Raw genomic sequence first — 25,473 nt, forward strand, 5'->3', positions numbered from 1 at the left:
CTCCATTTAAAGGGATGGCATCGAAGTGGTCAGCGCCTGGGCGAAGCCTTCGATCAGCCAGTTGCAATCCTGGGCCGTCAGCAGTGGCGACGGCGTGAGCCTTAGCACCCGGTGGTCATTGAGCGAGTGGCACACAATGATGCGTTGCTCGATCAGCGCCATGACCATGTTGGCGGCGATTGAGGCCTCGGCGAATTCAAAGCCCAGCAGCAAGCCCGCGCTGCGCAGTTGCACGCGTTCGGCCAAGCCCTGTTGCTGCAACAGCGCGCTGAAGCGGGCGTGCAGGTCCTGGCCGAGCAGGCGGGCACGCGTGACCAGGTCTTCTTGCACCATCACTTGCAGCGTGGCCTGCACAGCCGCCATGGCCAGCGGGTTGGCGCCGAAGGTCGAGGTATGGACCGTAGGGTTGCGATTGAACGGCGCATAGATCTCGGCGCGGGCCACCATGGCGCTCACCGGTACGCAGCCGCCGGACAGGCTTTTACCCACCAGCATGATGTCGGGCACCACCTGTTCCTGATCGCAGCCCCACCAATAGCCGGTGCGACCCAGGCCAGACTGGATTTCGTCGATAATCAGCACGGCGCCATATTGATCGCACAGTTGGCGCACGCGCCTGAGGTAGCCGGATGGCGGCAGGATCACCCCCGCTTCGGCCTGGATCGGTTCGAGGATCACACAGGCCTTATCCGGCGATGCGCGCAGTTGCTGCTCCAGCGCGACGCTGTCGCCAAACGGCACGAACTCGCTGTTGCTGAGCAACCCGCTGAAAGGCTCTCGGTAGCTCTCGCGGCCAGTGACCGCGAGGGCGCCGAGGGTCTTGCCGTGGAAGCCTCCGAGCGTCGACAGCGTGCGGCGGCAACCGTTGAGGCGGGCGAGTTTCAAGCCGGCTTCGGTGGCCTCGGCGCCCGAGTTGCAAAAGAACACATAGTCCAGGTCACCCGGGCACAGTGCCGCCAGAGCGTGGGCAGCAAAGGCCTGTTGTGGGTTGAGCAACAACTTGCTGGCCAAAGCGTTTTGCTGCAGTTGCCGAGTAACCGCTTCCACGACGACCGGGTGGCCGTGCCCGAGGAAAAACACGCCATAGCCGCCTGCATCCAGGTATTGGCGGCCTTGCTCGTCGTAGATGTAGACGCCACGGCTGGACTGCTCGATTGGCAGGTTCATCAGCGACGCGAGGCGTGCGTAGCCTGAGTTGACGTGCTGGCGCAGGTATTGGTCGACCTGTGCGGCGTCGAGAGTAGGTTCGATAACAGTGTGGTTCATGCCACGCTCGCTTCTGTGGGCGTTGTCACCGGCTGCTTGAGCATGCGCGTCAGAGCCCCCAGCTTGGGCGCCAGGTGGTTGAGCGAGAGCAGCAACTCACGGCTGACATCGCGTTGGCTGAATGCCGGCTCGCCGAGTAACTGCGGCAATGAAGTGGGCAGTGGCGTGCGCAGGCAGGCATAGCGGCACAACTGGGTGGCACGGGTCAGGGCGGCCTGGATATTGCCGCTCAGCGCCGGTAGAAATACCGGGCGGATCAACCGTTCATAAATGTCCGGCGCCATGCAGCGTGGCCGTGTGAAGGGTTGTTTCTGGGTGTCCATGGACTGGCACATCAGGTCCAGCAGACCCGTCAGATCCAGGGCCTGCGGGCCGCTGGTGAGAAAATAATCGTCGCCGATCAAACGCTGGTGCAGCGCGTTGGCGATCGCTCGCGCCGCGACGTCACGGGCGATCAGGTCGACATAGCCAGCAGGCGGGCAGGGCACGATGGGCAGCACGCCAGACATCATCAGCCCCATGGTCATATGGAAACCCTGGAAGTTGGGCATATGCCCGGTGCTGGCGTCGCCAATAATGATGGACGGACGAAAGATCGACACGTCGATGCCGGCCGAGCGCACCAGGGTTTCGGCCTGGCGCTTGGCGACTTCGTAAGGCGTTTCTGCTTGTACGCCTTCGTAATAGTCGCAGGGGTGAGTAAAGGCGGTGCTGATGTGATACAGCGGCACCTTGGCGTGCTGCACAAAGGCCACGACGTTTTCGGTGCCGAGGTAGTTAACCGAAAAAATCTGGTCGATATCACCGTCCAGTCGCGTCACCGCCGCGGCGTGGATCACCCAGTCGACACGCTAAACCAGCGCCGCATAAACGTCGCTGGCCAGGCCCAGGTCAGCGCTGCAAATATCACCCTTGAGCACTTCCACTCGGGGATCGCGGATACGGCTTTTGCGCGCCAGGCAGACCAAGTGAAAGTCCTCTGCCAGGCAGTCGATCAGTGACTCACCGAGCACCCCTGAGCCTCCAGTGAGAAGGACGGTTAATTTTTGCTGTGCTGACATGTAGGGCGCATCCTGCGGATTCATCGAAAGAATTCATGGTGCGTTTCGCCGAATCGCAGGCACAGGTGCCCCGGGCGAACACTCTTCTATTCACTTTCGGTGGCGCTGAGGTGCTCTGGGAGCCGGTGCTCAGCGCTTAACGTGGTCGCGAATAAGATGCGATTGATATTGGCGTTTTGATATCAGCGCGTCTTGAACGAAACGCTTGTCTTACGCAAAACCTCGGCGGCGGTGCGCGGCGTCATGCCAATCATGCGGCGCATCATGCGAGCCAGATGCGCCTGGTCGGAGAAGCCGCCGTCGGCAGCGGCGTCCGACAACGTCGACCCACAGGCGAGGGATTTGGAGGCGCGCTCCAATTTGTTCCAGATGATCCATTGGGAGAGGGAAACACCCATCTGGTGGGTGGCGACGCAGCGCAAGCGCGGGCTGGACAACCCCACCGCTTGGGCTGCGCGACTGACGCAACCAGGGCCGTCGCGGTCAAGGCGCAAAATATTCAGCGCTTTGTAGAGCCTGTGGTCGATCGGCGGGGTAATTGCCAGCAGCCGCGAGAGGGCGTCGACAAAGTGCGACAGGGACGTGCTACGGCGAAAACACTCCAGCAGTTCGTCACTGGCCAGGGCGATGCCATCGTCTTGCAGCAACGCATTGAGCGCACGGCCCAACGCCGTGTCCGGGCTGACATACAAAAATGCCACCGGATGACTTTCGGCCACGGCACGGTGTTCGACGTTGGGACCGATGATCACGCCTGCCGCACGGATCACCTTTCCCGGCAGCTCCAGGGTGGCGGGTTGGCCTACGCCGATGCACAGTTGGATGGCGACATGGGAGTGAGCAGTGTTTTGATCCGCACGGCCAATGTAACCGGCCCATGAGTCGCCAAAAGTAACGCTGCCATCCCACATTTGAAGTCTTCCTTGACGTGTTGGGTGATTGTTCGACGCGTGCAGGGTAGGCCTGTGCAGGTCTGGATTCAAGCGTGGGTTACCGGCATAACGCCGCACGCATGCCGGACTTTCGACGCTTAGAGGCTATCGGGTCGCCAAAGGAGCCCCCTTTGCTCTGCAAAAACGCTTTGACCTGGGGGAGCTGCGAATTGGGCATGGGATCAATCGCCGGCATAATGCCTGTTTTTACCGCAAGGACGCACGGACGCCATGTTAAAACCAGGCCTGCCTTCTTTTGTTTTTCTTCACCCTCACGGGCTGTCAGAGCCTGCTTCGACCTGCTGATTACGATTCCCTCCACGTTGGCTTTCGCTGCATGGGGCTTGCCGGTATAGAGCCCTTCAACCGAGACAACTTGCCCGTGGTGATTGTGCCAATTGAACCGCTCCCTGAGGGCCCTCCTGAATGCGTACCTGCGGGTGCACAAGTGCGTAAGCGCACCCTGTTCTGGTGGCTGCTGGGAGTAGGCGCGGTCATTGCCCTGACGTGTGGGGGCTGGTGGTGGGTATAGCCGGTATCCACCGTTCTTCTTTTCGTGTTTGAACCCCGTAATAAACAAGTACACCGTCAAGAGCAATTGAGCCCGTGCGTACACTGCTCCGAGCGCAGCCGGCATTCGGTGGGATAAAGACAGTTCAAGCACGATAGGATCTATACCCCAATGCTCGTGTGCAATGGTCCTGTAGGGCACGAAAGCCATGGGCCGTCATGTTGTACTCCGGCCAGATGCGCTGAAAAGACTTGAGCATAGAGGTCGGGTTTATGGGACGTCCCGGATAGACCGGAGAGACGAACACCCAGCCTTTGCCTACTGACTGCGCAATCGTTGGATTTAGACAGACGACGATGGACTGAAATAACCAATAAATTATTGTTATAAAACGGGTTTATGGAATTTAGTGGAATTCTATTACAGGCTATCGGGGTCCCCAAAAAACATTTTGACTAGGCTCTAGGGCAGTAGTTACAGCCTGAAAAAATAGAATTGTGCCCCCAGTTTTGCCCCCATTCGCACGGAGTGTGCGAGCGATCGCGAATGGAGATTTCTGACGCGGACCCCGGTGGCTGTGGCTGGTATTCAGTGTGCCCCCGCATACTGAATGACCAGCCCGAATCTGGCAAATTCGTGATTGATCGATAAGTCGATAACCTTAATTGTTGTTTGCCCACCTCAAGCGCATCCTGAAATTGGATCGCTTGCGACTGCGTGGCATGAGTGGTGCGACCGATGAGTTCACGCTGGCCGCCGCAGTACAGAACCTCCGACGGCTGGCCAAACTGACATCTCAAGGACCACTAACCACGGGATAGGTACGCCCGCAATCAACAAAAACCCTCAAATTAACCCACTGACACTGTAGCAACGGTCAATGAAGTACCGAAAAGCCACTTAACAGTGGTGAGTAGGTTCTTTGATGAGGCCAAGCTCAGCGCCGCGCTTCCTGAAAAATCGACTTTTTCAACAGAATCGGCCGATAGCTACCTGTCTCCCTCGGCAGGATGCGGACGCTTAACCGATGCCCATCCGTGGACATTGGGCTATGTCGGAAGTATCAGTTCCTACCTATTAACAGACATTACCTCATAAAGTATCATCCATCCTGGGCTTCCAAAGCCTTGATCGCCCGGGCCATGGCCCGCAACATGATGTGAATGCGCTCTCGTGAAACATTTAGTTTGAGGTCTTCCTTTCGCACGTCAAACTTTAGGGTGTCGGATAGCAGTTTTTCCAGATCAGGTATTGGCTTGAGCTGTTTTCTAATAGCTTGAATCGTGAAGTGTCCAGAGTCTGAATAGATCCAGAAGTAGAGGTCGCAGCTACGAAATGTGAGGGCAAGGCACACAGTAGGCTCGAATTCTGAGCCACTGACAGGCTGGTAATTAATTTGCCGCAGCGGCAAAAGCCCTTTTTTGAATTGCTCTGCATCAAGCTCAACAGACAGGTGATAGCTAAACAACTCGGCATGCATCCCGCTCATGCGGCTTTTCTTGAGCAGATAGATGCAATCGTCCTCCCAGCGCAATGCATGCTCACCGCAATATTGGAACACAGCTGGTGTATTCACCATGATCTGGCGCCAGGGCTCGAGGCCTTCGGCACTGGCAATCACCTCATCCAGTTGGTCTTCAAGAGGCGCGTCAAGATCAATTTGTTCCAATAGCAACTGCAAAAGCGCGCGTGCTTCCTGCGCATTTTCTTCAGCGCCACCACGTAACAGCCGCTTCCAACTAGCTTGCTCCGACGTGGAATTGACCAAGAACGAGTAGTTATAGCCGCTGCGTAGCAAGTAATCGCCCAATGAGAGTAGGGCACGCTCCCAGCGGTAGTCCGGCAGACTGTTCAGACCGCGCGCACTGAACATCTTTTCCGCTTTGCTCAGGTAGCTCGAAAAAATTTGTTGAAGCGCGAGATGTTCGCTTGGTTTCCACTGCGCCCGCTCAGTGTTACGTCGTTTGGCGACCGCACCACTGAACTCCAGTAGGAATTCGATCTGGCCTTTAAAGTAGCCATGTTTTTCCGCACATTCGATCGGCTTGCGCCAGCCCCTATGGGCAAGCAAGAGTTCAGCCTTGAACTGCTCTTCGCTGATTTGTTGCAGGGAGAAACCGGTTGTTGGTTTTTCGGCGTTCGCAAAGTAGCCAAGGATATCGTCGGCATGGGGCAGCAGTGCCCGGACTGCCAGAAGGCTACGTTGCATGTCTGCTGGGCGGTCGTAGCTCGTATTGACCGACAGATTGAAAACTACCCGCATCCACTCCAGAAGAGCCTGTGGTTCGAGCTTGTCACCTGCCGCTCGAATAAAGGTGACGTAGGCGAAAAGCTGAACGAGGTCGGTATAGGCTAAAGCTGCCGGGTCACTAACCAACTGCTGGAAAAGGACTTCTTCATTGAAGTACGGGTTTTCTGGCAATAATGGCGTGAACTGATTCTCCTGAGCGCTCCATGTGTCGAGAAGCAACATAAGAGTGGCGGAGAAGTCGCGCTCCAGCCATCCAGCCTTGTGGTATAGGGGGTAAGCTGACTTCAGTGGCTTGCTTCTGAAGGTACTAATTACCTCGAGGTAGCTCGACGGTTCCGGGTCGCGGCAGATAAACGCCACGGCGTGGAAGAAGTTCATCATTGCATCGTCGTAAAGGTGGGTTTCCTTGTCGCGATACGCCCAAAAGAAGTCGGCCCAGCGGGTATCCATACGTCGTGCAAAGTAATCGGCGACCGTGAATGTTTGGTCGCCGATGTCCCTGGTCTCTTCGGCGAATTGGCTCTTGAGCTCGTGCTCGTAGCGGGCTTTGAATGTCTCGAAAGCCGTCAGCGGTTTGCCCCGAGCGTTCATCTTGATGTACAGATCATCGGATAGCCCGAAATGGTCTAGATCAAGCAACTGAAAGGTGATCACCGGTTGCTGTACGTCCATCAAGCGTGTGTAGGCTCCTCTGACGTTGGCAAAGTGCTGGTGGATAGCGTCGAGCATGGTCAGGCAAGACTGGATCGTCAGGTCCATGCGCCAATATCGGAAAAACCAGGCCTGATTGGTGATCAGGCTGGACAATGAAGATCCGTCAGCGGCATCGTGCGCAGGCCAGAATTTCACTAACGCATCGAAAAACTCGGCGCTGCTCGGGCGTACTTTGTAGGAGAAACGTGAGTCTTCGCCTTCGCAAAATGCCTGGCAAAACTCGTCCTTACTGCCGTCTCGCCAAGCCAGATACCAGTGCAATAGAAACAGTGTGGTCAGCCGCTGCTGGCCATCAAGTGGCAAGAAGCGGATCGACTCTCCGTCTTTCTCTACGCTCCCATAGATGAAGTCCAGGTTCAGGGGTAGGGTGTTGTCATTCGGTACCAGAGCAAATGCCTGCTTCAGCGTGCCTAGAAACTCTTCACGTACATCCTCGGCTGTCGGGCGGCCCTGAGCATAATCGCGTTGGACCATCGGGATCTGAATGCGCTGATGGCGGCTCAGCAGCTGTTTCAGGGTGATCTGACTGCTGGAGTCGCTCATTGGGTAATCTCCTTGGGGGTACTAAAGAAGCGTACGAGGACTTGGGTGATTTCTGCCTGGTAAGCTTCGCGGTCTTCCTTACTCCAGAACATCACATTGTCAGCTTGTGGGCTGTAGCACTTAAGGAACACATTGCGGGTGCACAGCGGTACAAAAATCCCTGATTGATCTAGGGCCAGCAGAGCTTTGCGCTTGACGGCGAACACAGCGTTCTTGTAACTACGGTTCGTGCCTTTATCCAGCAGGGCCAAGTTGGAAATACCCTGGTCGGTCGGCGCTTCGTCGTTTTCTTGGAAGAAGGCCAACAGCTTTTTGTACAACACCTCGAATGCTTCGTCCGAGTGGGCTTTCTTAGATTGCTTGATAAAGGCATGAATGCTGTTCAGCAGTTGCTTCGTCTGCGCCACTTGGTCACTGATATTCTGGGCTTCCAAGTAGCCAGCACACAGATTTAGCCAGTTCAATTGGTCATGCGGACGTATAGGGCGACTAGAGGCAATCGAGCGTACGTGCTCGATGTCCCACTCGCCATTTTTGAAACTGTCGAACTGGAAGCGCAAGTTGGAGCGTGGGCTGTCCAGCAGGGTCGCCACGTTGAATAACAATAGCAGCGAGCGAATACTCGACGAATGACGGCCGTACTCCAGCTCTCCAAGACGTTCGCTGATACATGTGTTCAGCGATCCGGGCGTCAGGATGTCGAGGTCTTCGTCACCGATGGTGCGAGCAAACACAGCTTTGCGCAGCTTACGTTCGAATGCGCTTTTTGTGGTCTGTAGTGACAGTTCGCAGATGCGCGCGACGTCCATACCCTGATAAATCAGAAACCCGACAATGTGGTATAGCGTGCGGTCTTCAAACCATTCCTCAAGCATCATGAAAGTTTGCTTGATGCGCAGCCATTCTTTCGATGTAGCACCGGATATCTTTAGCCTCTTGCTGTAGGCATGAAAGATGCTGTGCTCGTCATGGTCCGTACCATCGCCAAAGCCATCCGACTTGGCTACCAGTTCGAAAAGTAGGCCGATGCGATTCTGAGATTGGCTCTGCTGGTTACTAAGGAAGTACCAGAAATCATCCGCCTGTAAGGTTTTTTCCAACTGATCCCATTCGTGAGCGATCCTCATTTGCCGGCCAGCGGCATCTGGATCGTTATCATCAACACGCTTGAGAAAAAGGGCGCGGATCAGTTCGTCATCTGTCAGGGCAATCTTGCCCACGTTCAAGCGAGTGAAGGCATCTACGGCATTGTCCTGAGCAGCTAGTTCAAACCAAATGACCCGGGTTTTGTTCAGCAGCGCAGACTTGATCTCGTCGACTTCGTGACCACGAGTGCTGAACCACACCTCAATGGTGCTGATGGCATTGAACAGGTAGAAGTAATCGACGTTCGTGTTTGCGTCGGTCTCATTGGGCTTATCAAGGAACGCCGAAAGGTACGGCCGTGTTTCGTAGTCGAGGGTGAACAGCTTCTGCCGGTATTTTTCCGCCAGTCGCTCATTGAAGTGACGCAGAATCAATAGAAGCGTGGTCAACCGTTGCTGACCATCGACCACCTCGAATGGGCCTTGCTCCGTGGCTTTGATCACCAATGGTTGCAGGCAATAAAACTCTTCCGGCTGGGGGTTGCGGCGCTGGCTGAACTCGCGGATGTCTTCTAGTAACTGGGTAACCTGCAGAGGCTTCCAACGGTAACCTCGCTGGTATGCAGGAATCCAGAATTGTGTCGGCTTGCCATCTTCGTCGGCGAGTAGTTCATGTATCGGTTTCAGGCATAAATCGGAATGGTTCATTCGAATCCTTTCGGGGCGGCACAACGCGGTGCTGCAAAACGGTAGAGGCTGTTTGCCATCATTATGCATGTCCTATGCTGGGGAAGCAGCAGAAGGTTCGATATTCATACAGTTGCACTGCATGGGGCGGGATCTCAGGCGTTTACAATTCCCCAGTGGGACCAGCTATCTGGTCGCTTCCCATTGACCACCGATGCGGGGATTGAGGCTGTTCCTACTCAAGTGGAAAGATCAGATCAGGTATCCATGTCGAGCAGGTATCTCGGTTAACGCCATAAGCTTTCTCCCTCTGTGTCAGTGCTGCTCGGTTGAGAGGGGGCGGGACGGTTTTGCACTGAGCTTGGATGAGCTAAGCTTCATAGCTTTTAGCTTGCTTACAGAGTGTCAAAATGGAACGTCAGTCTGAGATTTCTCATCTTTCCGATGAACAGGTTGAGGAGCTGTATCGGCGATATGTAGCTGGTGAGCGAAATTCAGACCTTGTTGCTGAATATAAGATTGAGGTCTCTCCAAACAGCTTGATCAAAGTGTTTCCGCCGATGCAATTGAGTGGTGTTTCTTGTCCTCATTGTGATCTGCAAATGTATGAGCGGAGAAAGAGCAAAGGTGATATTGCGTCGGGAGATACAGTAGGTTTTTGCAAGGAGTGCGATCACAAGTACTACGTGGTCCGTTCTCGAGGCAGGCAGAGGCACTGTACGTGTGGTCCGTGTGTGATAGCTCAAGCACAAGAGCAAGCGGAAAGAGAAAGATTACTTCGTGAAAAAATTTGTCAATACTGGCAACCCCGTGTTGGCGATGCTATTCCGTATGAGCAGTTGGATATTCAAGAGAAAGTCTATCTCTTGGCATTGGTGAATGCGCAAGCGGACCTCAATCTCTCAATCGTCAAATCTGTCGCTGAACGCAGGAGAGACGTTTGGTTTGCTCCGTCTGAAAGCCTCGAAAATGAAATTCTGGTTCTGCTTTATAGGCGTCGCATGATCGCTGTTGACCCCGAGTCACCTATTACAGCGTTCGACTCCAAAAACGTCGAATCGGCAAGTGTCATAGGCGTGAGGTGGATCATAAACGTCACGCTTGGTGACGCGCGAAGGTCTTCCATAGAGGATGTGCAGAGGAGAATTGGTAAAGACCTCTCACTCCCGCCAGTAGACTTTGACGCGCATCAGCTGAATACGGTGGCAACGAGCATCCTGACTGAGCAGGCCATACGGCAGATTCACTATCAATGTGATCGTTATTCTCTGCCATTCACCGCTGAAAAGAAGGGTAGGGATGTTATTGGCACTCTTCTGCTCAGCCATAGTTTGGCTGTGGTGTGTTATTTTGCGTATTTGGCTGTCCGTAGAGCCAATGACTATTATTTGGATGCCAACATTAGCAAGACTCAGGCGTCAAACATAATACCTGGAAGAATGCAGGAGTACGGTATTAAGGCAGAGGGCGAGGCTTGGGATCTGGCATCAAAACGGTATCTTACGGGTGATCCTAGGTCCGAGCTTAACAAAGTGGTCTTCGATCTGGTTCTGCGAGCTCTGGACGGAGGTTCGTACAAGAAAGTGGATGAATATTTCTCGTTTGTTTCTAAGGTCGGGACTCCAACAATTACATCCGTTTTTAGTTGTCCTGTCTGTGGTTCCAGTGCGGTGCATGCGAGCGTTAAAGAAAATTGCATATTTGTCGATTGTAAAGATTGTATATCGAGATCCCCGGTTAGCCTAACAGCGCAGAGTTGAGCGTCCCTTTGAATGAGCGATTCGAGAGGCAAAAGCCCCAGGATGTCAGAGGTACTTCTTGAATGTCGTGGCAGTAATACCGACCATACAACCGAGCAATGTTGCGCACGGTAGCATCTGCCGCCGCCGGGCTTGGGGTAGAACGGCTCGATCAGGCCCAGCAGACCCGTCCAAGGCACGACCTGATCCATCTCGGCGTCATCGCATTCAAACCTGAACCCGCCATTGTCGTCTGTGAATCCCAGAAGTCGCACAATGAAGAACCCTATGATCTGTTCATCGGTGAAGTCGAACAGGCCTGGGCAGATACGCGGGTCTTCAGGGATGGCCATTGGCATTTTGAGCGCGCGCCGTCAGAGCTGCGTTGCCTTCATTAAATTGCCGGTGGACAGTTCTATGCGATCGGAGAATCTTTGGAGGCTCAGACTTAGAACTTGAGTGTCTACAAAAACCGTCAGCCGCTCACACAAATATTCACAAGTCCGGTCCGGTGGAACCTGGCTAGGTCCATGGTCCTTTGCTAGCGTTTTGCTATGACCAACTGTCCAGGAGTGGATGAGCATGCAGGCGCAGGTGGATATTCGTTCATGGCTTCATAAGCAAAACGATTGGTTGCAAGAAGCCGTGGATCGACTCTTGAAAAAAGGGCAGCTGGATGGCGCTGATATTGCGGCTTTAGTTGCCCTGATCAAGACGCCAGATGGACGCAAGGCCTCGAAACACAGGGCTTTTGCGGAGCTCAGTCAGGGCAATGCTGAGCACCGTGAGCTTCGACTAGTAAAGATTAGCGAGATTTCTGGAATCGAGAGTTTGGCACCTCGCATGCCATTGGAATTCGGATCTGAGAACCTCTCCGTCATCTATGGTCACAACGGATCAGGGAAGTCCAGCTATACCCGGATCCTGAAAAAGCTCTCGGGCAAGCCGCGAGCCAGCGAGCTGAAAACCAACGTGTTCAAAGCTGCTCCGGCAACTAGCAAATGCCACATTACCTCCCAGCTTAATGGTCAGGAAACGGTTCATGAATGGCATGTCGGTCATCCTACGATTGAAGCACTTCGCGACATAGATATCTTCGACAGCGACGAGGCTAGCCATTATCTGACCGCAGAGAGTGCCGCGACTTACATTCCGCCCATCGTAAGCCTTTTTGAAAAGCTCGCTGGCGTTGTCGAACAGGTTCGCGATGCCTTGACCGCAGAGCAGTCAAGGTTAGTCACCTCGCTGCCGCAATTGCCCGCCATTTACGACGGTACTCCAAGTAAACGCCTCTACCTGAGTATTGGGACAGCCGTCGCGGCCGTGTTGGACGAAGCCTTGGTGTGGAAGGCGGATGAGGAAAAGCAGCTCCTCGCGCTCACAGAACGGCTGAAGGCTGAGGATCCGGCTGCATTGGCCGTGCACAAGCGACGGACGAAAGCCGAGCTGCAAAAGATCATTGCAGCGTTGACCGATGCTGATCGAGCCTATGCAGGCTCCTGTTTCCAGTCCCTGCGCGACCTCAGGCAAGCCGCAGCGCAAAAGCGACAGGCTGCCGTCGAGAGTGCCAAAGTCAACATGGCAGAATTGGATGGAGTCGGAATTCCCACCTGGCGAGCCATGTGGGAGGCTGCCCGGGCTTTTTCGTCCACCCCATATCCGCAGCACCCTTTCCCAGTCACTCATGCCCAGGCGCGCTGCCCTCTCTGCCAACAGACCTTGGATGAGCAGGCTCAACGCAGGCTTGAGGATTTTGAAAAGAACGTTCAGGGCAAACTCGAAGCCGACGCCAGGAAAGCAGAGGGGCTTTACACCCAAGCGTTAGAGGCGCTTCCCAGAATCCCTGGCGATGAGGAAATCGCGACCCAATGCGAAGCTGCTGGACTGGGCGCACAGGAGTGGCCAGAGTTTCTGAAAGGCTTCTGGAAGAGCGCTGCGCTGACCCGTGAAGCTCTCCTCAATAATGAAGCTGCTGCACCCGTACTACCTGTTGCACCCCAAGCTACAAACATCACGGCGCTCGCTGAATATGGTGAGGAGCTGGCGCAGACTGCCTCCCAGTACGAGGCCGACGCGGTGCAGTTTGATCGTGCGCATGCCACGAAGGAGAAACTTGCGCTGGAAGCGCGCAAATGGATCACCCAACAGGCCGCCGCAGTGCGAGCTGAGGTGGAGCGGCTCAAGAAGATCAAAGAGTATGAGGACTGGAAGGCACTGACTAATTCTCGACCGATCTCCACGAAAGCAGCCGAGGTGACGTTAGCAGTAGTCACCGATGCTTACGTAGCTCGATTCAACCAAGAGCTCAAAGCGCTTGGGGCTCATCGTATCCAGGTCGAACTCGTAAAGGCCCGTACCCGCAACGCGGTTGTCCTTCACCAAATTCGACTGAAGGGTGCCCAGGATGCGAAATCCCAGCCAAACGGCATTTTGAGTGAAGGGGAGCGGCGGATTATCTCGTTGGCGGCTTTCATCGCTGACGTATGTGAGAGACCAGGTTCAGCTCCGTTCATCTTTGATGACCCGATTTCCTCCCTGGATCATGATTTTGAATGGGCAGTCGCTTGCCGCTTGATCGCTCTGGCTAAGACGCGCCAGGTGATAATCTTGACCCACAGACTCTCCCTGTACGGCGTTCTGGACGAGCTGGCCAAGAAGGTCGGCGATGATTGGAAAAAGCAGCATTATCGAGCAATGCGGATCGAATCTTATGGGGGGGCTGCGGGTCATCCAGCTGATCAGGAGGTGTGGAATGCGACCACCAAGAAAGCCAATAATCTGTTGCTCAATCGCTTGGCCGTCGCCAAGAAAGCAGGAGAGTCCGATGGTGCGGAAGCTTATCAGCGGCTGGCACAGACCATTTGCAGCGAGTTTCGGAAGCTTCTAGAGCGCACTATCGAAGAAGACTTACTCAACAAGGTAGTGCTGAGGCATAGGCGGGGCATCCAAACCGATGGCCGCCTCCGAGATATTCAGGGCATTCTGCTCGAAGACTGCAAGCTGCTCGATGATTTCATGACCAAGTACAGCTGTTACGAGCACAGCCAGTCCAGTGAGATGCCAGTCGTAATACCAGAAGAGCCCGAATTGCGCCAAGATTTAGAGGCGCTGGGGATATGGCGCGACCAACTAATCAAGCGCCGTGCTGCTGTGGCTTAGCTAGCCAGCGTCAGGTGCCTTCTATGGGAGGCACCTGTTTGTCGCTAGGAGTTTAAATGTACTATGGCGTGCTGCCATCTCCGCATTAGCATGACCGTACTGTGAGCAGAGCGGGAAATCTCTCCCCGTTGACGTGGCTTAATGATTTCGAACGCCCCTAAAGGAGAAGTAAAGAGTAAGCGTCCGCCAAACACACCTTGCGCAATTGGCCGGGCGCCCATCTAACCGTCTCGATACCTTTATTCTCGCTTTACTTCAGTTGCTTCTCAAAACGAATGTCACCTTCCGGTAGGTTCTTCACGGGCTGCCAGCCAAGGTTTCCATAGAATCCGCTCGCACGGCTTGCTTCAGCGGTTTCTAACCATATCTTCTGATGGCGTTGAAATAGAAAAGACTCTGCTTTGTGCATCAGATTGCGCCCCAACCCGTACCCTTCGAATTCCGGCAAGACGAAGACCGCGAATACGCAACCATCTTCAATATCGACCATCGAAAAACCGACTGGAACACCATTGACCTCCGCGACCCAAGCGCACGAAGTCTCTGAAATTGCCTGACTTATCGCTTCAGGCGTTATGCCTATCTCCGTTAACTGATCTTGGATGAAAGCATCCTTACATATCCGGGCTATCAGATCCCCTTGAAGTGAGAGCGCCATCGCAAGGCCTTGAGGTGTCTGGCGGGATTGTAAGCCATTACGAAGGCCAGTACGTGTGCCTTCAGCGCAGCGAAGTCGGGATAGTGGAAGGCATTGATCGTGGTGCGCTCGTTCTCTTCGGCATCCTCGTATTTGTCTTTGACCGAGCGGCCGTCCACGATCACCCGTATTACCTGGCGACACTCACTGCGCAGGTGCCGGCCATGACTCTACCTTCCGGACGCCGGTGGTGTGATGTTGCACGATGAGGGCGGAAAGTTCGTCTGCCCCTGGAATAACTCACGCCGGGGATTACGAATACGGAAGAATTTATCGAGTTCTCACGGCTTCGCTTCCCTATAAGCTTGCGCAGCGGAGCCTTCAGGACTAGAGGGGTCAGAGATCGGGCGATGGTGCGGCAGGGCGGCGTTGCAGGCGGGGGAGGATTCCGTCCCTGCCTGCAGGGCCGCGTATTACGGTCTATACGTCACGGCCTCGCTTAGAGACATCGATGACGACCACCTCGATCTTGTCGAGGCCCTGGTTCAGCACCATCTGCTTGAGCTGCCCTGAAAGCTCGGCAGCACTGCTGGCTTTTTCCCCAGGGCAAGCCTTGAGGTTTTTCCCGAACCAATATACCAAGTAAATAGCATAACCCTCCGCGCCTTTCGTGCGGGAATAGAATTCGAGTTGATCGAGCGGTGCGGTTCGCAGGTCTTTATGGTCATGACGCTTTACTTCGATTGGCAAAACGTGACCTTTGTCATCGCGAACAATTACATCCACCCTGACTTGTGCGTTCAACTGCGCTTCGCTGGTCGTCTTGAAATTCCCGAATGCCTTTAGCCAGTCATCGAGCCGAATGCTGAGGTGATTCCTGCAATGATTTTCTATTTTAGGTGAGCCCGTTCTTTTCTTGGTGTCCTCATCCTTTGGGTAGTCCCAGTATTGCTGCCACGTAGAGTGCTCGCTCGAATCCATCTCCTCATTGTGTTGAACCAGTAACTCGACCAGCAGCGCCTGGAGATCTCTCACACTGCTGGGGCCACGGCCGCCCAGCACATCGTGGACGGATTGAACGTCAACGTGCTTGTACTGCATCGCTCGCATGCCGCGCTGACTGTTTGCAGTTTCATGTTGAAGCAGAGGCCACCACGCCTTCAGAGATTCCACTGCACACAGTTCATGCAGTGCCTCGAGCGCAGTCTCGTTGCAAGGGATACCCAGATCGGCGATGAGCGCGGAGACTACGGAGCTTCCTTCATCCATGGCCGCAGGGTGGTGCTGGGGATGGCGGCCCAGCCCCTCGATTAGGCATTTGACCAACGATACTTCCACCTGCTGGGCAGCGCTGAAAAAGCCCCGGAAAAGATCCGCTCGTGTCACGCACTCAACGAGAGCTTCCCTGTCTGTCGCTCCCATGCTGGAGACGATAAGGGCGTGGAATCGTCCCGGCGCGGCTAGCATACCGAAGCATGCCCAGAGAAATGTGGCAGTGGGTCCCATGCCTGGGGATGAAAGGTGTGTTTCAGTGATCTCGACACACTCTTCCTGAAGCAGATGTCTGGCCATGGCACGCAGCAGCGGTACCAAGGCGTAGGGGCGCAGGTGAGGGCAGGAGAGGGCGTGACGGCGAATCGTTTCCGTCATCGAGGTAGATGGACGATCTTGCTTGGCCATGCTGTCGAAGACGAAGTTGGCAGCACTATCAGAACTGTTCACAAGCTGATCCAACAGGGCTGCACCTGCATCGCCAGCGATGAACAATTGATCGAGGCAACGCAGGATTGCGCGCCCGCGCCGCTCCTCCTCTAGGACCGCCACCGAGCCCTCGATCGCATGGGCGTAGGTCGACAGAGGCATTACCGGCAGGTCTACCGGTCCGGTCTGCTCGGCATGCATCAGCACAGCAGCCGTGTGAATTAATGTGTCAATGGGGAGTTGCGGAACGCGAGAGACTAGCTTCAGCAGTATCGCGTTACATTCACTGTCCTGTTCCGACGCGCTCATGCAATACCGAAATGCACACGCGTAGGCATCTTGGAATTCGTCCCACTGTTTCTGCATAGTCTCTGTTATCGGAACGCCAAAGGACGGATATGGAAAACGAAACGCGTCATCCGCGAAGTCATCGTCAGCGCGGGCGATCGCCAAATTTTCAAAGATGCCTTCTACTTCCGCTTTGCGGGGCGAGAGTAGCGTTTCCACATGGCGGACCAGGTTCTTGTCATTCGAACCGATCACCAGTTGCATACAAAGTATCGCTGCATTCTTGAACCCGCCTTGCGCGTCATCTCCTTTGTTTTCCAGCACCCAGTTCAATCTCTGCGGTGTGGCCGTGACGTCGAGCAATCGCAGGCGCTCTGAAATATCGTAATTGTCTCTAAAGCCGAGTACGCAGTGCTCGAAAAGCGCTTCTTCGCGGTCCTTGGACTTCATGAACCAGTGTTTCAACGCGTGGGTAAAGACCTGTTCGTTTCGGGCGTTACGGGAGACATCGATCAGCGTGACTATCTGCATCACGAAATCAAGCGTCGCCGCCGGATCTTTCAGCAAAAGCGTGCCTAACGACTCGATAAACAGGCGGTTCACTTTATCGGGCGCGGGTGAGCAATAGCGATCGTTAAATATCCGCGTCGCGAGCCCCTGCTGGACCAGCACAGAGGCTAACGAATCGAGTACGCGCTGCACGGTAGCGTCTTGCTCAACGAAGGTATGCAGGATGGCAAGGATTGAGTCGATATCGGCAGTCCTTACCTGTTTGCTACTGAGAGCGGCCAATAACTGAACCCTGACCTCCTGGCAACCGAGACGAGGACTGAGCTCAAGCGCGTTAAAGATCCCTCGATACTCCTCGACTGTCGCGCGCGCGCAATGCCCCCAGGCATCGACTGCGAGGCATCGAAGACGCGAGTTATATTGCCAGTCCAGCACAATCCGCTTGCACTCTGCGGACAACGAAGGAAGTGGTTCGCTTCGGGGGATGGCCAACAACAAGACATAAAGTGTGTGCGCAGAGGAGGAGGGGGCCTGTAACTTTTGCAATATGTAAGGCTCGATATCCGGCCCCACCAGTCCTGATACCGACACATCAGGGAGTTTCGCGAAAAGCGGGTCTTGTTCGCCCAGTGCCTGAATCAATAGCCCCCGGGTATGGGTGTTGAATACGGCCGCATCGCCATATAGAAGTATGGCCTCAGGATCTGCGCGAACCAGCTCCAGCGCTTGGGCATGCAGCCCGATCTCGGCCAGATGGACGGCAAACCAAGCATAAAGGCCACGCAAGTCATTCGGGCTTTTGCCATCGTCATCTATGATCAGGCCGGTAGCGCGACTCAACGGGCAGCGATAATGATCGCCGCTGCCTTTGACCGCCAGGGCGAGGGCATGCCCCCCCAAATACTCCGCGACGACCCGGTGGGTAGGTGTGAAATGCTTGCCGTCACCCTGAAACAATGCGGTGCCCAACACCCCGTCCAGTTCTTCCTTGGACAACCCGCACTGGCTGAGTGTGATGGATCGCTTGGCATGCTCCTCGGAATTCGACGACTCGAAGCGGCTGACCGTGCCGTGGCCTGTGACCAACATCAGCAGCAGCAATCTTGATGCTTTCGACAAGCACTCATCTACAGAAAAGCGCTTGGTTTCCTGGTGGAAGTCGTTATGTTCGCTGCCAAGTTGTTTGATGGCTGAGTGAAACAACTCACGTTTCGACCTTGGCCAGGCACCGGTCGCGGTGACGATTTTATGCAACAGGTAAAGGCTGAGTGGGCTCTTGGTGAGCGTAGAGACGCCTGCCTGATCGGCATGACGTAAAAATTCAAGCGGCTCCAGGCAACGATAGTGCTCAAGTAGCGTTATTTGCTCGAACACATCGAGCGGCAGCAGCTTTACGACGAGAATCTTATCTTTGGCTGGTGTGCGAAGCGCCTTGCTGACGAAGGCCGGGCTCCATGACTCCGTGCGACAGGATATACGCCAGCGGCTAACGGTTCTCAACAGTGTGGAAAGTTCGAGGAGGCTCTTCTCATAGGCCATGTACTCATCCAAGGCATCCAGAAACACCTCGGCGGCTGTGGAAGAGACGGTAAAGTCGAGTACCTCGACAACCGATGACTTGGCATCGATTGCCAGTTTTTTTAGTGCATGGGTCTTGCCGATCCCGGGCTCACCGAGGATGACGACTCGAGGGAAAATGGCCAGGTCGCTCAGCCGAAGGTTGCGTGGAATCTGCTCTGGCCCGTCTACTACGAAGACGGCGCGATTGATGTCAGCAAGATTGGCAAATTCCACGTCCAGAGTCCTTTCCTTGAGAGATGGCTATTCAGAGCTTATGTAGTGAAGACGTCAACGGGCTTATCGCATTTCGTGGCTACTCTTGGCGCCTATTTGGCGAACGCCTCCAGACTCTCTGGCAAGCCAAAAAACATTTTGATAGGGCTCTAGGTCGAGGGTTTCAGAGCTTAAAATTGAAGCTATGCTCCCAAATTTGCCCCCAGTCGCGGCGGGGCCGCAGATTATCGCGATTGGCGATTTTTGACTTGGAACACGGCGGTCTTGTCTAGCTTTCAGTATACCCAAACGGTCAAGGGGGCGAATTGAACGGGCCATTAGTTTTCAAATTTTTGATCCATAAGCTTATGGATGGAGCGCTCTTGCTCACGTCGATGGTAAATGTCTTCTTCAATTAACGGTATCTGCCCTTTTACATATTCGCGTACGATAATTTCTGAATGCTCCATCAGGGCGGCTAACGCACTCAACCGCACCTCAAGGATATCAGCGAGAGAAGACCAAACAGAAGGCGTCATTTTCCCTATAAAAATATCAAGTATGCCTATCTTATCAGCGCTGGCTGCGAGCAGTTGCAATGAATGTTGACTTAAAACGGTAGATCGCGGCGCAGCTAGAGGATCGTCTGACTGGTCAATAGGTATGTAAATGTCAATAAGGTTCGCCAAATACTTTATTTTGTTGGGGTCTAGCGCGCACCAATGGATAAGGTGGTCCGGTTCAATTAAATTTAAGGTGACTCGATGGCTGCATCCTGCATGCCTGAGAAGTCTTGATAGTAGTTTGGGGGAGGCAGACTCTTGATTGTAAAAGTAGTCAAGAAACAATGCAGGGCCTGATTTTATCACTGCGCATATAATTTCGGATATGTCGTGACTATACGTCCGCCCCGCTTTTACGTTTCTTGCGATAGGTGGCAATAATTTCGCCAAGTACTTTTGGTTTGAGTGCTCGTTGATGCAAGCCTTTAACACGATGTCAAATGCACTAGGAGTCGTAATGGTTTCGTAATCCTCCAGGCTGGATAGAAAATTAAAAATAGCTAGCCGAGCAACCTCCATGAGAATTGCATTGTCACGCGACCGTGGCATAGCAAACATTCGCATAGATAATATATCGAGCGCCACATAGGTCCCATTTCTTTGTGTCATGATTTTTTTAATAAGCTCGGCTAGCTCCCTATCTGAAAGTTGCGCATTGTGATTTCCGTACGCCAGAATTCTAAACTCAGCCGCGGGGAAAGCCGCTTCCTCTGCATAACCAATCAGAAGATCAATTCCCCAGGGCTCCAGAGGTCTTGAAAATAAAATTTCTAAGGTGTGCTCTGCTAGGCCAGACAACTTAGGTACTGATTCCTGAATCGAACGAAAAGCTTTAGGATCAGACATGCCAACCTGATTCATGAAGCCGCAAAAAATCTTGATGCAACGAGTGTTGCTTTTGCAGGCATTGAAGACTTCGACTAGAAAATCAAACATTTTCAGCACATCCGCCGCGCCTTTGGCGAGGCCTATGCCAAAATTATGTATGGCTCCAACGTTACTCGACATCAATCTTGGCCCAAGTGTCCTTAGCAATAAATAATCATTTGCAGCCCGAACACCAAGATTAACAATTTGGCTTAGGGCCAAGTCTTCAGCGTCGGCATAGCTCATACCCTCCTGGAGGGCGCGCGTCCAAAATGGAGTGAATACATAGGTTTCAATATCCGCATGCAGACTAGGTGGCGAAGATATGCGCTCTAAGTGTTCAAGTCGAGCAAGCATCTCAGGGCTAAGACTCTTGCCATGCTGATCCAGCGTAAATTTCATTGAGCGCCACACCTCACTCCAGTCGTCAAGTTCGCATTCAGAAGTAACTAATTCCTCTAACATTTGATGCTTGCTAATTGACATCCAAAGCGCAGTGAATCCTGAAGACAATATGTCTCGAATCAAGCCTCTAAGTGATGCGTCAGCAGATTTGTAGTTGGAGATAAGCACCAATAAAAAACCGTCATACCAAGAGGTAATCTCCTGCCGAGTTTTGGGTTCCCAGCCGTAACTCCTAATTCTTGCTCCAAAATGAAAGCTGTTTGTCGAGGACCAAGATCCAGTCCGTAAGGCCGATCGGAAACATTGCCCGGCAAGCTCCTGAATCCCTGTGTTGGGCGAATTGAGCAAGTTTGCTAGGTAACGCTGCCTTCGGCTAGGAGCGGCATTTGTTCCAGATAAGTACAATGAAAATAAATCCTTTACCCTATTAAAGCACGATTCGTTTCCGGATAAAGAATATACTTCCTTCATCCTAAGGATAAGATTTAGCGATCTCTCATAGTGTTCATCGTCGAAAGCTATTTTGCAGAGCACATCCATGATTCGTTCAATATGTTTATGGTACTGTTTAGGTAGTCTGTTATTGTGGGAAGCGCCCTCCAGGGTTGTGAGGATGTGTTCTGGAAAAACAGGAGCGATGTACTCTAAGATGAGCATGTGATCGTCACTGTATTCAGATAAATTGTGAAGTGGCGCATCGGGCCGAACCCATGTTTCAGCCAACTGCCTCGCCAAATCACTGTCGTGCAGATACCCTATTCTATGCGCGCAAGACTTAAACAGTCTTATGTTTTTTGGAATAAAAAGCTCACCATTGAGCTCGGCAAAATCTATGTTTTCTAGAGCTCTTTTGGCAAGGCGATTAGACAATGCGTGAGGTAAGATAGCTCGCCAATGTCCTCGCTTCTGACACAATTGTCTTCTTAATAATTCAGCATGTGCGACATGTAGCTTCGCACGTGTAGTTTCGCTAATCTTTGCGAGTGCGCTAATTTCATCCTGGTCAATCGAACGTTCTACACTAAATGAATAGACCAATGACAGCGCTGAAGCCTCATTAAGAAAATCAGTTTTTTCTCCTTTTCTTTGTTCAAAAATCCGCTTAAATAGTCCTTCATCGGAGAATTTTGTCAATGTCTCGTCAGGTTCAACTCTGGCCGCAAGGGCTAGTGCGACTCGAGCATTTCCGCCGGCAAACTCCGAGATTTTCCTGATATTTATATCTAATAGTTCCGGAAACCTAATGCTGACTAACTTTGATACGGTCTCCTCACTAGCCGGTTCGATGTGAACCACCTCTGTCTCTTCTGGTGTGTCGTCGCTAATATCGTACTCTATTGTTAGGAAGCTAATGCGTGCGCCAGATTGATAGATCTGTCTTTTTAAACGGCCGTGTAATTCTGAAGGGCAGTTATCAAGGACAACAATGCCCGTTTCATTGTTTGAGGCTAGATAATTTAGAAACTCAGTGGGTGAAGGGGAAAGGTCTTCTCCCAGATCTGCATAAATAACATCAGAAGGCGAAAGAGCTTCCTCACCTACAGCCTCTTCAAATAATGCTTGTGCCAGTCTGGTTTTTCCGACGCCGGACAGTCCTGTAATCCTTGTGGAACTACCAGGCTCTCTTAACCTGGCTCGCAGAAAATTAATGGTTTCTAGAATGCTTACAGGATCTCTGCTGCTCGAATTGGCAATTGTGACACAAGGATGATCGTCTGCAAGGAAAGTGTCCAGGTACTCATGAGGAGTTTGCGCCCATCTACCAAAGTGCTTCCACCCGCTCAATGGTTTCCCCAAGCGAGAGCGGACCCATAAGGAGACACTAAAATGTTTCCTAAGCCAAGTCAGTAATTGGTCTCGTCCGTAAAAATCAATATACAGATCGTCGCTATTTTCTAGCCCGGATATAGCTTCTCTCATCCCTGATGTACGCTTAGACTGCATTATGGGGGTGCAATCATCTTTACCACTTATAATTATGTATGCCCCTTGAGTGCTGGCCAGCTCCTGAATCGGCAACTTCACTTTTCGGCTTTTGTCTAGCATTTCCTTAAGACAGGCCGCTCGCCCCATAGACTGCTTTTTTACCTGAATTCCAGTATTAGGGCGTGGTACAAAGCCAAACTCCCTAATGCCATAGGCATTTTTTATTATGACATCCAATCCGCCGTCAGCTGCCTCTTGGGCACCACCCCACAATACGCATTTTGACCCAATGCCTTGTTGAGATAGCTCGGCTATGCAAAGGCGAGCTATCATTTCTCGAAGATCGCTGTCGGTCAGCTTAGAAATGTCTTCTTTTTCCAATTCGTAAAATAACATCGCTATCTCGGACTGCAGTGAGGGGGCGGCATGATTATAGGCGCGTCAGTTTTTCGGCACAGGATGGAAATGTCCAGTCTTCGACTAAAGATTTTCGAGCGTTGGCAATGATGGTTTGTATTCAACAAACGCTGCCTGAACACCTAGATCTGCTGATGCGGAGCCAGTCTCACACCGAATGTCCACGAAGATGGCCAACTAGGCAGTGGGGCAAGCCATGACGCCCAGTGCCCACTCGCAATGGCAGACTTTGCCGAAATGAGGGGCGTGGACCCCGTCGGTTGTCCGACGCCAGAAATTGGCTTGGACGCTTCCCTTGGAAGTCTTCCGCGTAGGGCCTATGCTACTGGCATCTTGACAGCTTGGCAGGGCCAGGCACCGACAGGGAGTCCTGATGGCTATCATCGTCCGCGTTCTCAAAGCGAGGTATGGAGACTGCATTTTCGTCAGCCATGAGGGGCCTGACGGGGTGTTCAATCTGCTGATAGATGGAGGAACGTCTACGACCTTCAGGCATGGGCCACGGCAGCTTTACGCCGGCGAGCTGTGCGATATCCTCGATGACTTGAAAGTCAAAGGGCAACATGTCGATCTAGCCATTCTCACCCACATTGATGACGACCATATCAATGGACTCATTAAAGCCTTTGAGAAACCAGGGTATCTAGGTGATATGGTCAAATCCATCTGGTTTAATTCTTCTCGATTGATTACACGTCATTTTAATGTGCCCGAAATACCCGAAAATAATATTGAGCTGCTTGATGACGATCCGCAAACATCGGTAAAGCAAGGAAAAGACCTGGAGGAATTGCTTGATAAGATTGGCTGCGTTCGAGCTCCGCTTGTAATGGCAGGGCAGATTCATCAAGCCGGTCCCTTCACGCTCAAGGTCTTGTCGCCTGGTCGAGAGCAACTTGAGAAATTGTTGCATGTATGGCCGCCGGAAATCGATTCAGGAAAGACCTCGGCGCACAACACTGACTATCATTTAGCGCTTCAAGATATCTGGTCTGACGATAAGTTCCAGTCTGATGCCTCTATTTACAACGGCAGCTCTATAGCATTCATACTCGAAGCTGATGGCAAACGCATGCTTTTTCTGGGCGACGCACACGATGGCGTAGTGTACGAAAGCTTACGGGCTTGTGATCACAGCAAAACCAACAAGCTCCAATTGGATCTTGTTAAATTGTCGCATCATGGAAGTCAATATAATACCAGTAGCGATTTGTTGGGGGTGCTGGATTCGCCGATTTATATTGTGTCCACTGATGGGTCTAGGCATGGGCTTCCGAACAAAAGGACGATAGCCAGAATTATCAAGTCTACGCAGGGTAAAGTGTGTTTTAACTACGGTCATGTGGTCGCTCCCCTGCTACTAGCTCATGAAGTTGAGGAATATTCCTCTCGTCTAAAAGTGCTCGATGATGAAATCAGATTCTAATAAGACAGTTTCGGAAGTTATGCAGTCATACTGTGTAACGGTTAATGGCGGAAGCGGCGTTCTGGTGAATGCCATGACTCAGGAATTTTCCTACGTGCTCACGGCCAGGCACGCCGTTTTTGAAGACACTGCCTGTAACGTGGTAGTTGACCATAATCAGAACTCCATTGATGTACTGGGCGTCTTGGTTTTCCCCAAGGTGGGGCAGCAGGAACCCTTGGATTGCGCAATATTGAAAATTACGCATCAGGCGGGCCTATCTCAGAAATCTTGGAATGCCGCTCACTTGCCACCGCAGGCCAACCTTACTTTTGTGGGCCTCCCAAAAGCGGAAAGGGCGAGTGCAACGCCAATCAAGCACCGTACTGGCCACGCGGCCAGCGTAGTCAACGACCTTATAACCCTGGAATTGGCGGGTATTCCGAGTAAGGACATCATTCAAGGGATGTCTGGAGGTGGTGTATACCATATAGATAACGATTATCCGTATCTGGTGGGTGTGGAATTCGAGATGGAGGCCAGTTGTCTGGATCACCAGTATGGTCGCGTCGATTGTCATGGCCTCGCTCGATACACCGAACTCCTCACCCTTCATTCAAGTGCGCCAATGATTCCGCCACACATGGAGTGCTTTTCGAGAATACGGGATCGGATTTTCGCGTTCAATGTGTATGATCCCAGTAACGTTCAGCATCTGAAGTCCGCACTGCTTGATTTCGCAGATTTGTTAATCGAGAGCGGAATGCCGCCGCCTTACGAAATCATGAAGCGCTATGATGTCCAGTTATTGCTCGATGCGGGGGAGTCCAGCGTGCTGGAAGCCCGGGAGTTGTGGGTCGCTTATTTAGAGTTTGTCGTGATATCCGCACTCATGGACGGTGCTGGAAGTGCAGATAACGGCTATATTAGCAGGATTGATAAGAAGGGCGGCGGCAAAAACTGAGTGCAACACCTGACCTTTCCGGTACGGTGCTGCCCCTATGTCTTATACCGAACTCAGCGTTGAAGAGCT

General features: G+C 52.9%; 14 protein-coding genes and 3 pseudogenes. 6 read left to right on the forward strand and 11 right to left on the reverse strand.

Features of this window, described 5'->3' with window-relative positions; translation table 11 throughout:
* Window positions 1–6: 6 nt before the first annotated feature.
* From BOP96_RS16095 to BOP96_RS30555, 5 genes and pseudogenes are all read right to left on the reverse strand, one after another.
* On the reverse strand, window positions 7–1,266 hold the full coding sequence (locus BOP96_RS16095; protein ID WP_014718386.1) for an aspartate aminotransferase family protein: 1,260 nt from the start codon (window positions 1,264–1,266) through the stop codon (window positions 7–9).
* Window positions 1,263–2,105 carry an SDR family oxidoreductase gene (locus tag BOP96_RS16100; protein WP_238346847.1) on the reverse strand — a complete coding sequence of 281 codons (843 nt, stop codon included), beginning with the start codon at window positions 2,103–2,105 and terminating at the stop codon, window positions 1,263–1,265. Before BOP96_RS16100 ends, BOP96_RS16095 begins: the two co-directional genes overlap by 4 nt.
* 12 nt (window positions 2,106–2,117) lie before the next feature.
* The gene (locus tag BOP96_RS30550; protein WP_238346848.1) at window positions 2,118–2,279 is read right to left on the reverse strand and encodes a hypothetical protein; all 162 of its coding nucleotides are present in this window, start codon (window positions 2,277–2,279) and stop codon (window positions 2,118–2,120) included.
* Between the two features lie 230 nt (window positions 2,280–2,509).
* Window positions 2,510–3,238, reverse strand: a complete 729-nt coding sequence (locus tag BOP96_RS16105) for an AraC family transcriptional regulator (RefSeq protein ID WP_073453315.1) — start codon at window positions 3,236–3,238, stop codon at window positions 2,510–2,512.
* A 613-nt stretch (window positions 3,239–3,851) separates the two neighbouring features.
* Window positions 3,852–4,089: pseudogene (locus BOP96_RS30555) on the reverse strand (integrase); the annotation flags it as partial.
* 346 nt (window positions 4,090–4,435) lie between these two features.
* Here BOP96_RS30555 and BOP96_RS29685 point away from each other — a divergent pair.
* Window positions 4,436–4,591, forward strand: a pseudogene (locus tag BOP96_RS29685) (IS5/IS1182 family transposase); the annotation flags it as partial.
* Between the two features lie 281 nt (window positions 4,592–4,872).
* On the opposite strand, the gene BOP96_RS16120 reads toward BOP96_RS29685, so the two are convergent.
* Window positions 4,873–7,278: a DUF262 domain-containing protein gene (locus BOP96_RS16120; RefSeq protein WP_073453317.1), complete on the reverse strand. Its 2,406-nt coding sequence runs from the start codon at window positions 7,276–7,278 to the stop codon at window positions 4,873–4,875.
* On the reverse strand, window positions 7,275–9,071 hold the full coding sequence (locus tag BOP96_RS16125) for a DUF262 domain-containing protein (protein WP_073453319.1): 1,797 nt from the start codon (window positions 9,069–9,071) through the stop codon (window positions 7,275–7,277). The genes BOP96_RS16120 and BOP96_RS16125 overlap by 4 nt, the downstream gene beginning before the upstream one ends.
* A gap of 389 nt (window positions 9,072–9,460) precedes the next feature.
* On the opposite strand from BOP96_RS16125, the gene BOP96_RS16130 reads away from it, so the two are divergent.
* From BOP96_RS16130 to BOP96_RS16140, 3 genes are all read left to right on the forward strand, one after another.
* Entirely contained in the window at window positions 9,461–10,810 is a 1,350-nt protein-coding gene (locus BOP96_RS16130) for a hypothetical protein (RefSeq protein ID WP_138726224.1), read from the forward strand.
* A 98-nt stretch (window positions 10,811–10,908) separates the two neighbouring features.
* Window positions 10,909–11,187 (forward strand): hypothetical protein, encoded by a 279-nt coding sequence (locus BOP96_RS30890; protein ID WP_175562989.1) that lies wholly within the window; start codon window positions 10,909–10,911, stop codon window positions 11,185–11,187.
* A 184-nt stretch (window positions 11,188–11,371) separates the two neighbouring features.
* Window positions 11,372–13,948: an AAA family ATPase gene (locus BOP96_RS16140; protein WP_073453323.1), complete on the forward strand. Its 2,577-nt coding sequence runs from the start codon at window positions 11,372–11,374 to the stop codon at window positions 13,946–13,948.
* A 250-nt stretch (window positions 13,949–14,198) separates the two neighbouring features.
* Here the strand turns inward: BOP96_RS16140 and BOP96_RS16145 are convergent, their stop codons facing one another.
* The 4 genes and pseudogenes from BOP96_RS16145 to BOP96_RS29690 all read right to left on the reverse strand — a co-directional run bounded on the left by BOP96_RS16145 (window position 14,199) and on the right by BOP96_RS29690 (window position 23,014).
* Window positions 14,199–14,606, reverse strand: a complete 408-nt coding sequence (locus BOP96_RS16145) for a GNAT family N-acetyltransferase (RefSeq protein WP_073453325.1) — start codon at window positions 14,604–14,606, stop codon at window positions 14,199–14,201.
* Window positions 14,582–14,728 (reverse strand): annotated as a pseudogene (locus BOP96_RS16150) (IS481 family transposase); the annotation flags it as partial. The pseudogene BOP96_RS16150 and the gene BOP96_RS16145, both read right to left, overlap by 25 nt.
* A gap of 337 nt (window positions 14,729–15,065) precedes the next feature.
* Window positions 15,066–18,878 (reverse strand): hypothetical protein, encoded by a 3,813-nt coding sequence (locus tag BOP96_RS16155; protein WP_073453329.1) that lies wholly within the window; start codon window positions 18,876–18,878, stop codon window positions 15,066–15,068.
* 317 nt (window positions 18,879–19,195) lie between these two features.
* Window positions 19,196–23,014: a hypothetical protein gene (locus tag BOP96_RS29690; RefSeq protein WP_073453331.1), complete on the reverse strand. Its 3,819-nt coding sequence runs from the start codon at window positions 23,012–23,014 to the stop codon at window positions 19,196–19,198.
* 394 nt (window positions 23,015–23,408) lie between these two features.
* On the opposite strand from BOP96_RS29690, the gene BOP96_RS16165 reads away from it, so the two are divergent.
* Entirely contained in the window at window positions 23,409–24,461 is a 1,053-nt protein-coding gene (locus BOP96_RS16165) for a ComEC/Rec2 family competence protein (protein WP_073453333.1), read from the forward strand.
* 73 nt (window positions 24,462–24,534) lie between these two features.
* Window positions 24,535–25,404: an ABC-three component system protein gene (locus BOP96_RS16170; RefSeq protein ID WP_175562991.1), complete on the forward strand. Its 870-nt coding sequence runs from the start codon at window positions 24,535–24,537 to the stop codon at window positions 25,402–25,404.
* Window positions 25,405–25,473 lie beyond the last annotated feature (69 nt).

It is taken from the genome of Pseudomonas sp. FSL W5-0203, assembly GCF_001896155.1.
Classification (GTDB): domain Bacteria; phylum Pseudomonadota; class Gammaproteobacteria; order Pseudomonadales; family Pseudomonadaceae; genus Aquipseudomonas; species Aquipseudomonas paracarnis.

Excerpts from the sequence above, each read along its gene's own strand:
- BOP96_RS29690 (WP_073453331.1), bottom strand. The coding sequence starts at position 23,014 with ATGTTATTTTACGAATTGGAAAAAGAAGACATTTCTAAGCTGACCGAC.
- BOP96_RS16125 (WP_073453319.1), bottom strand. The coding sequence starts at position 9,071 with ATGAACCATTCCGATTTATGCCTGAAACCGATACATGAACTACTCGCC.
- BOP96_RS16140 (WP_073453323.1), top strand. The coding sequence starts at position 11,372 with ATGCAGGCGCAGGTGGATATTCGTTCATGGCTTCATAAGCAAAACGAT.
- BOP96_RS16170 (WP_175562991.1), top strand. The coding sequence starts at position 24,535 with ATGACTCAGGAATTTTCCTACGTGCTCACGGCCAGGCACGCCGTTTTT.
- BOP96_RS30890 (WP_175562989.1), top strand. The coding sequence starts at position 10,909 with ATGTTGCGCACGGTAGCATCTGCCGCCGCCGGGCTTGGGGTAGAACGG.
- BOP96_RS16095 (WP_014718386.1), bottom strand. The coding sequence starts at position 1,266 with ATGAACCACACTGTTATCGAACCTACTCTCGACGCCGCACAGGTCGAC.
- BOP96_RS16145 (WP_073453325.1), bottom strand. The coding sequence starts at position 14,606 with ATGGCGCTCTCACTTCAAGGGGATCTGATAGCCCGGATATGTAAGGAT.
- BOP96_RS16165 (WP_073453333.1), top strand. The coding sequence starts at position 23,409 with ATGGCTATCATCGTCCGCGTTCTCAAAGCGAGGTATGGAGACTGCATT.
- BOP96_RS16105 (WP_073453315.1), bottom strand. The coding sequence starts at position 3,238 with ATGTGGGATGGCAGCGTTACTTTTGGCGACTCATGGGCCGGTTACATT.
- BOP96_RS16120 (WP_073453317.1), bottom strand. The coding sequence starts at position 7,278 with ATGAGCGACTCCAGCAGTCAGATCACCCTGAAACAGCTGCTGAGCCGC.
- BOP96_RS16130 (WP_138726224.1), top strand. The coding sequence starts at position 9,461 with ATGGAACGTCAGTCTGAGATTTCTCATCTTTCCGATGAACAGGTTGAG.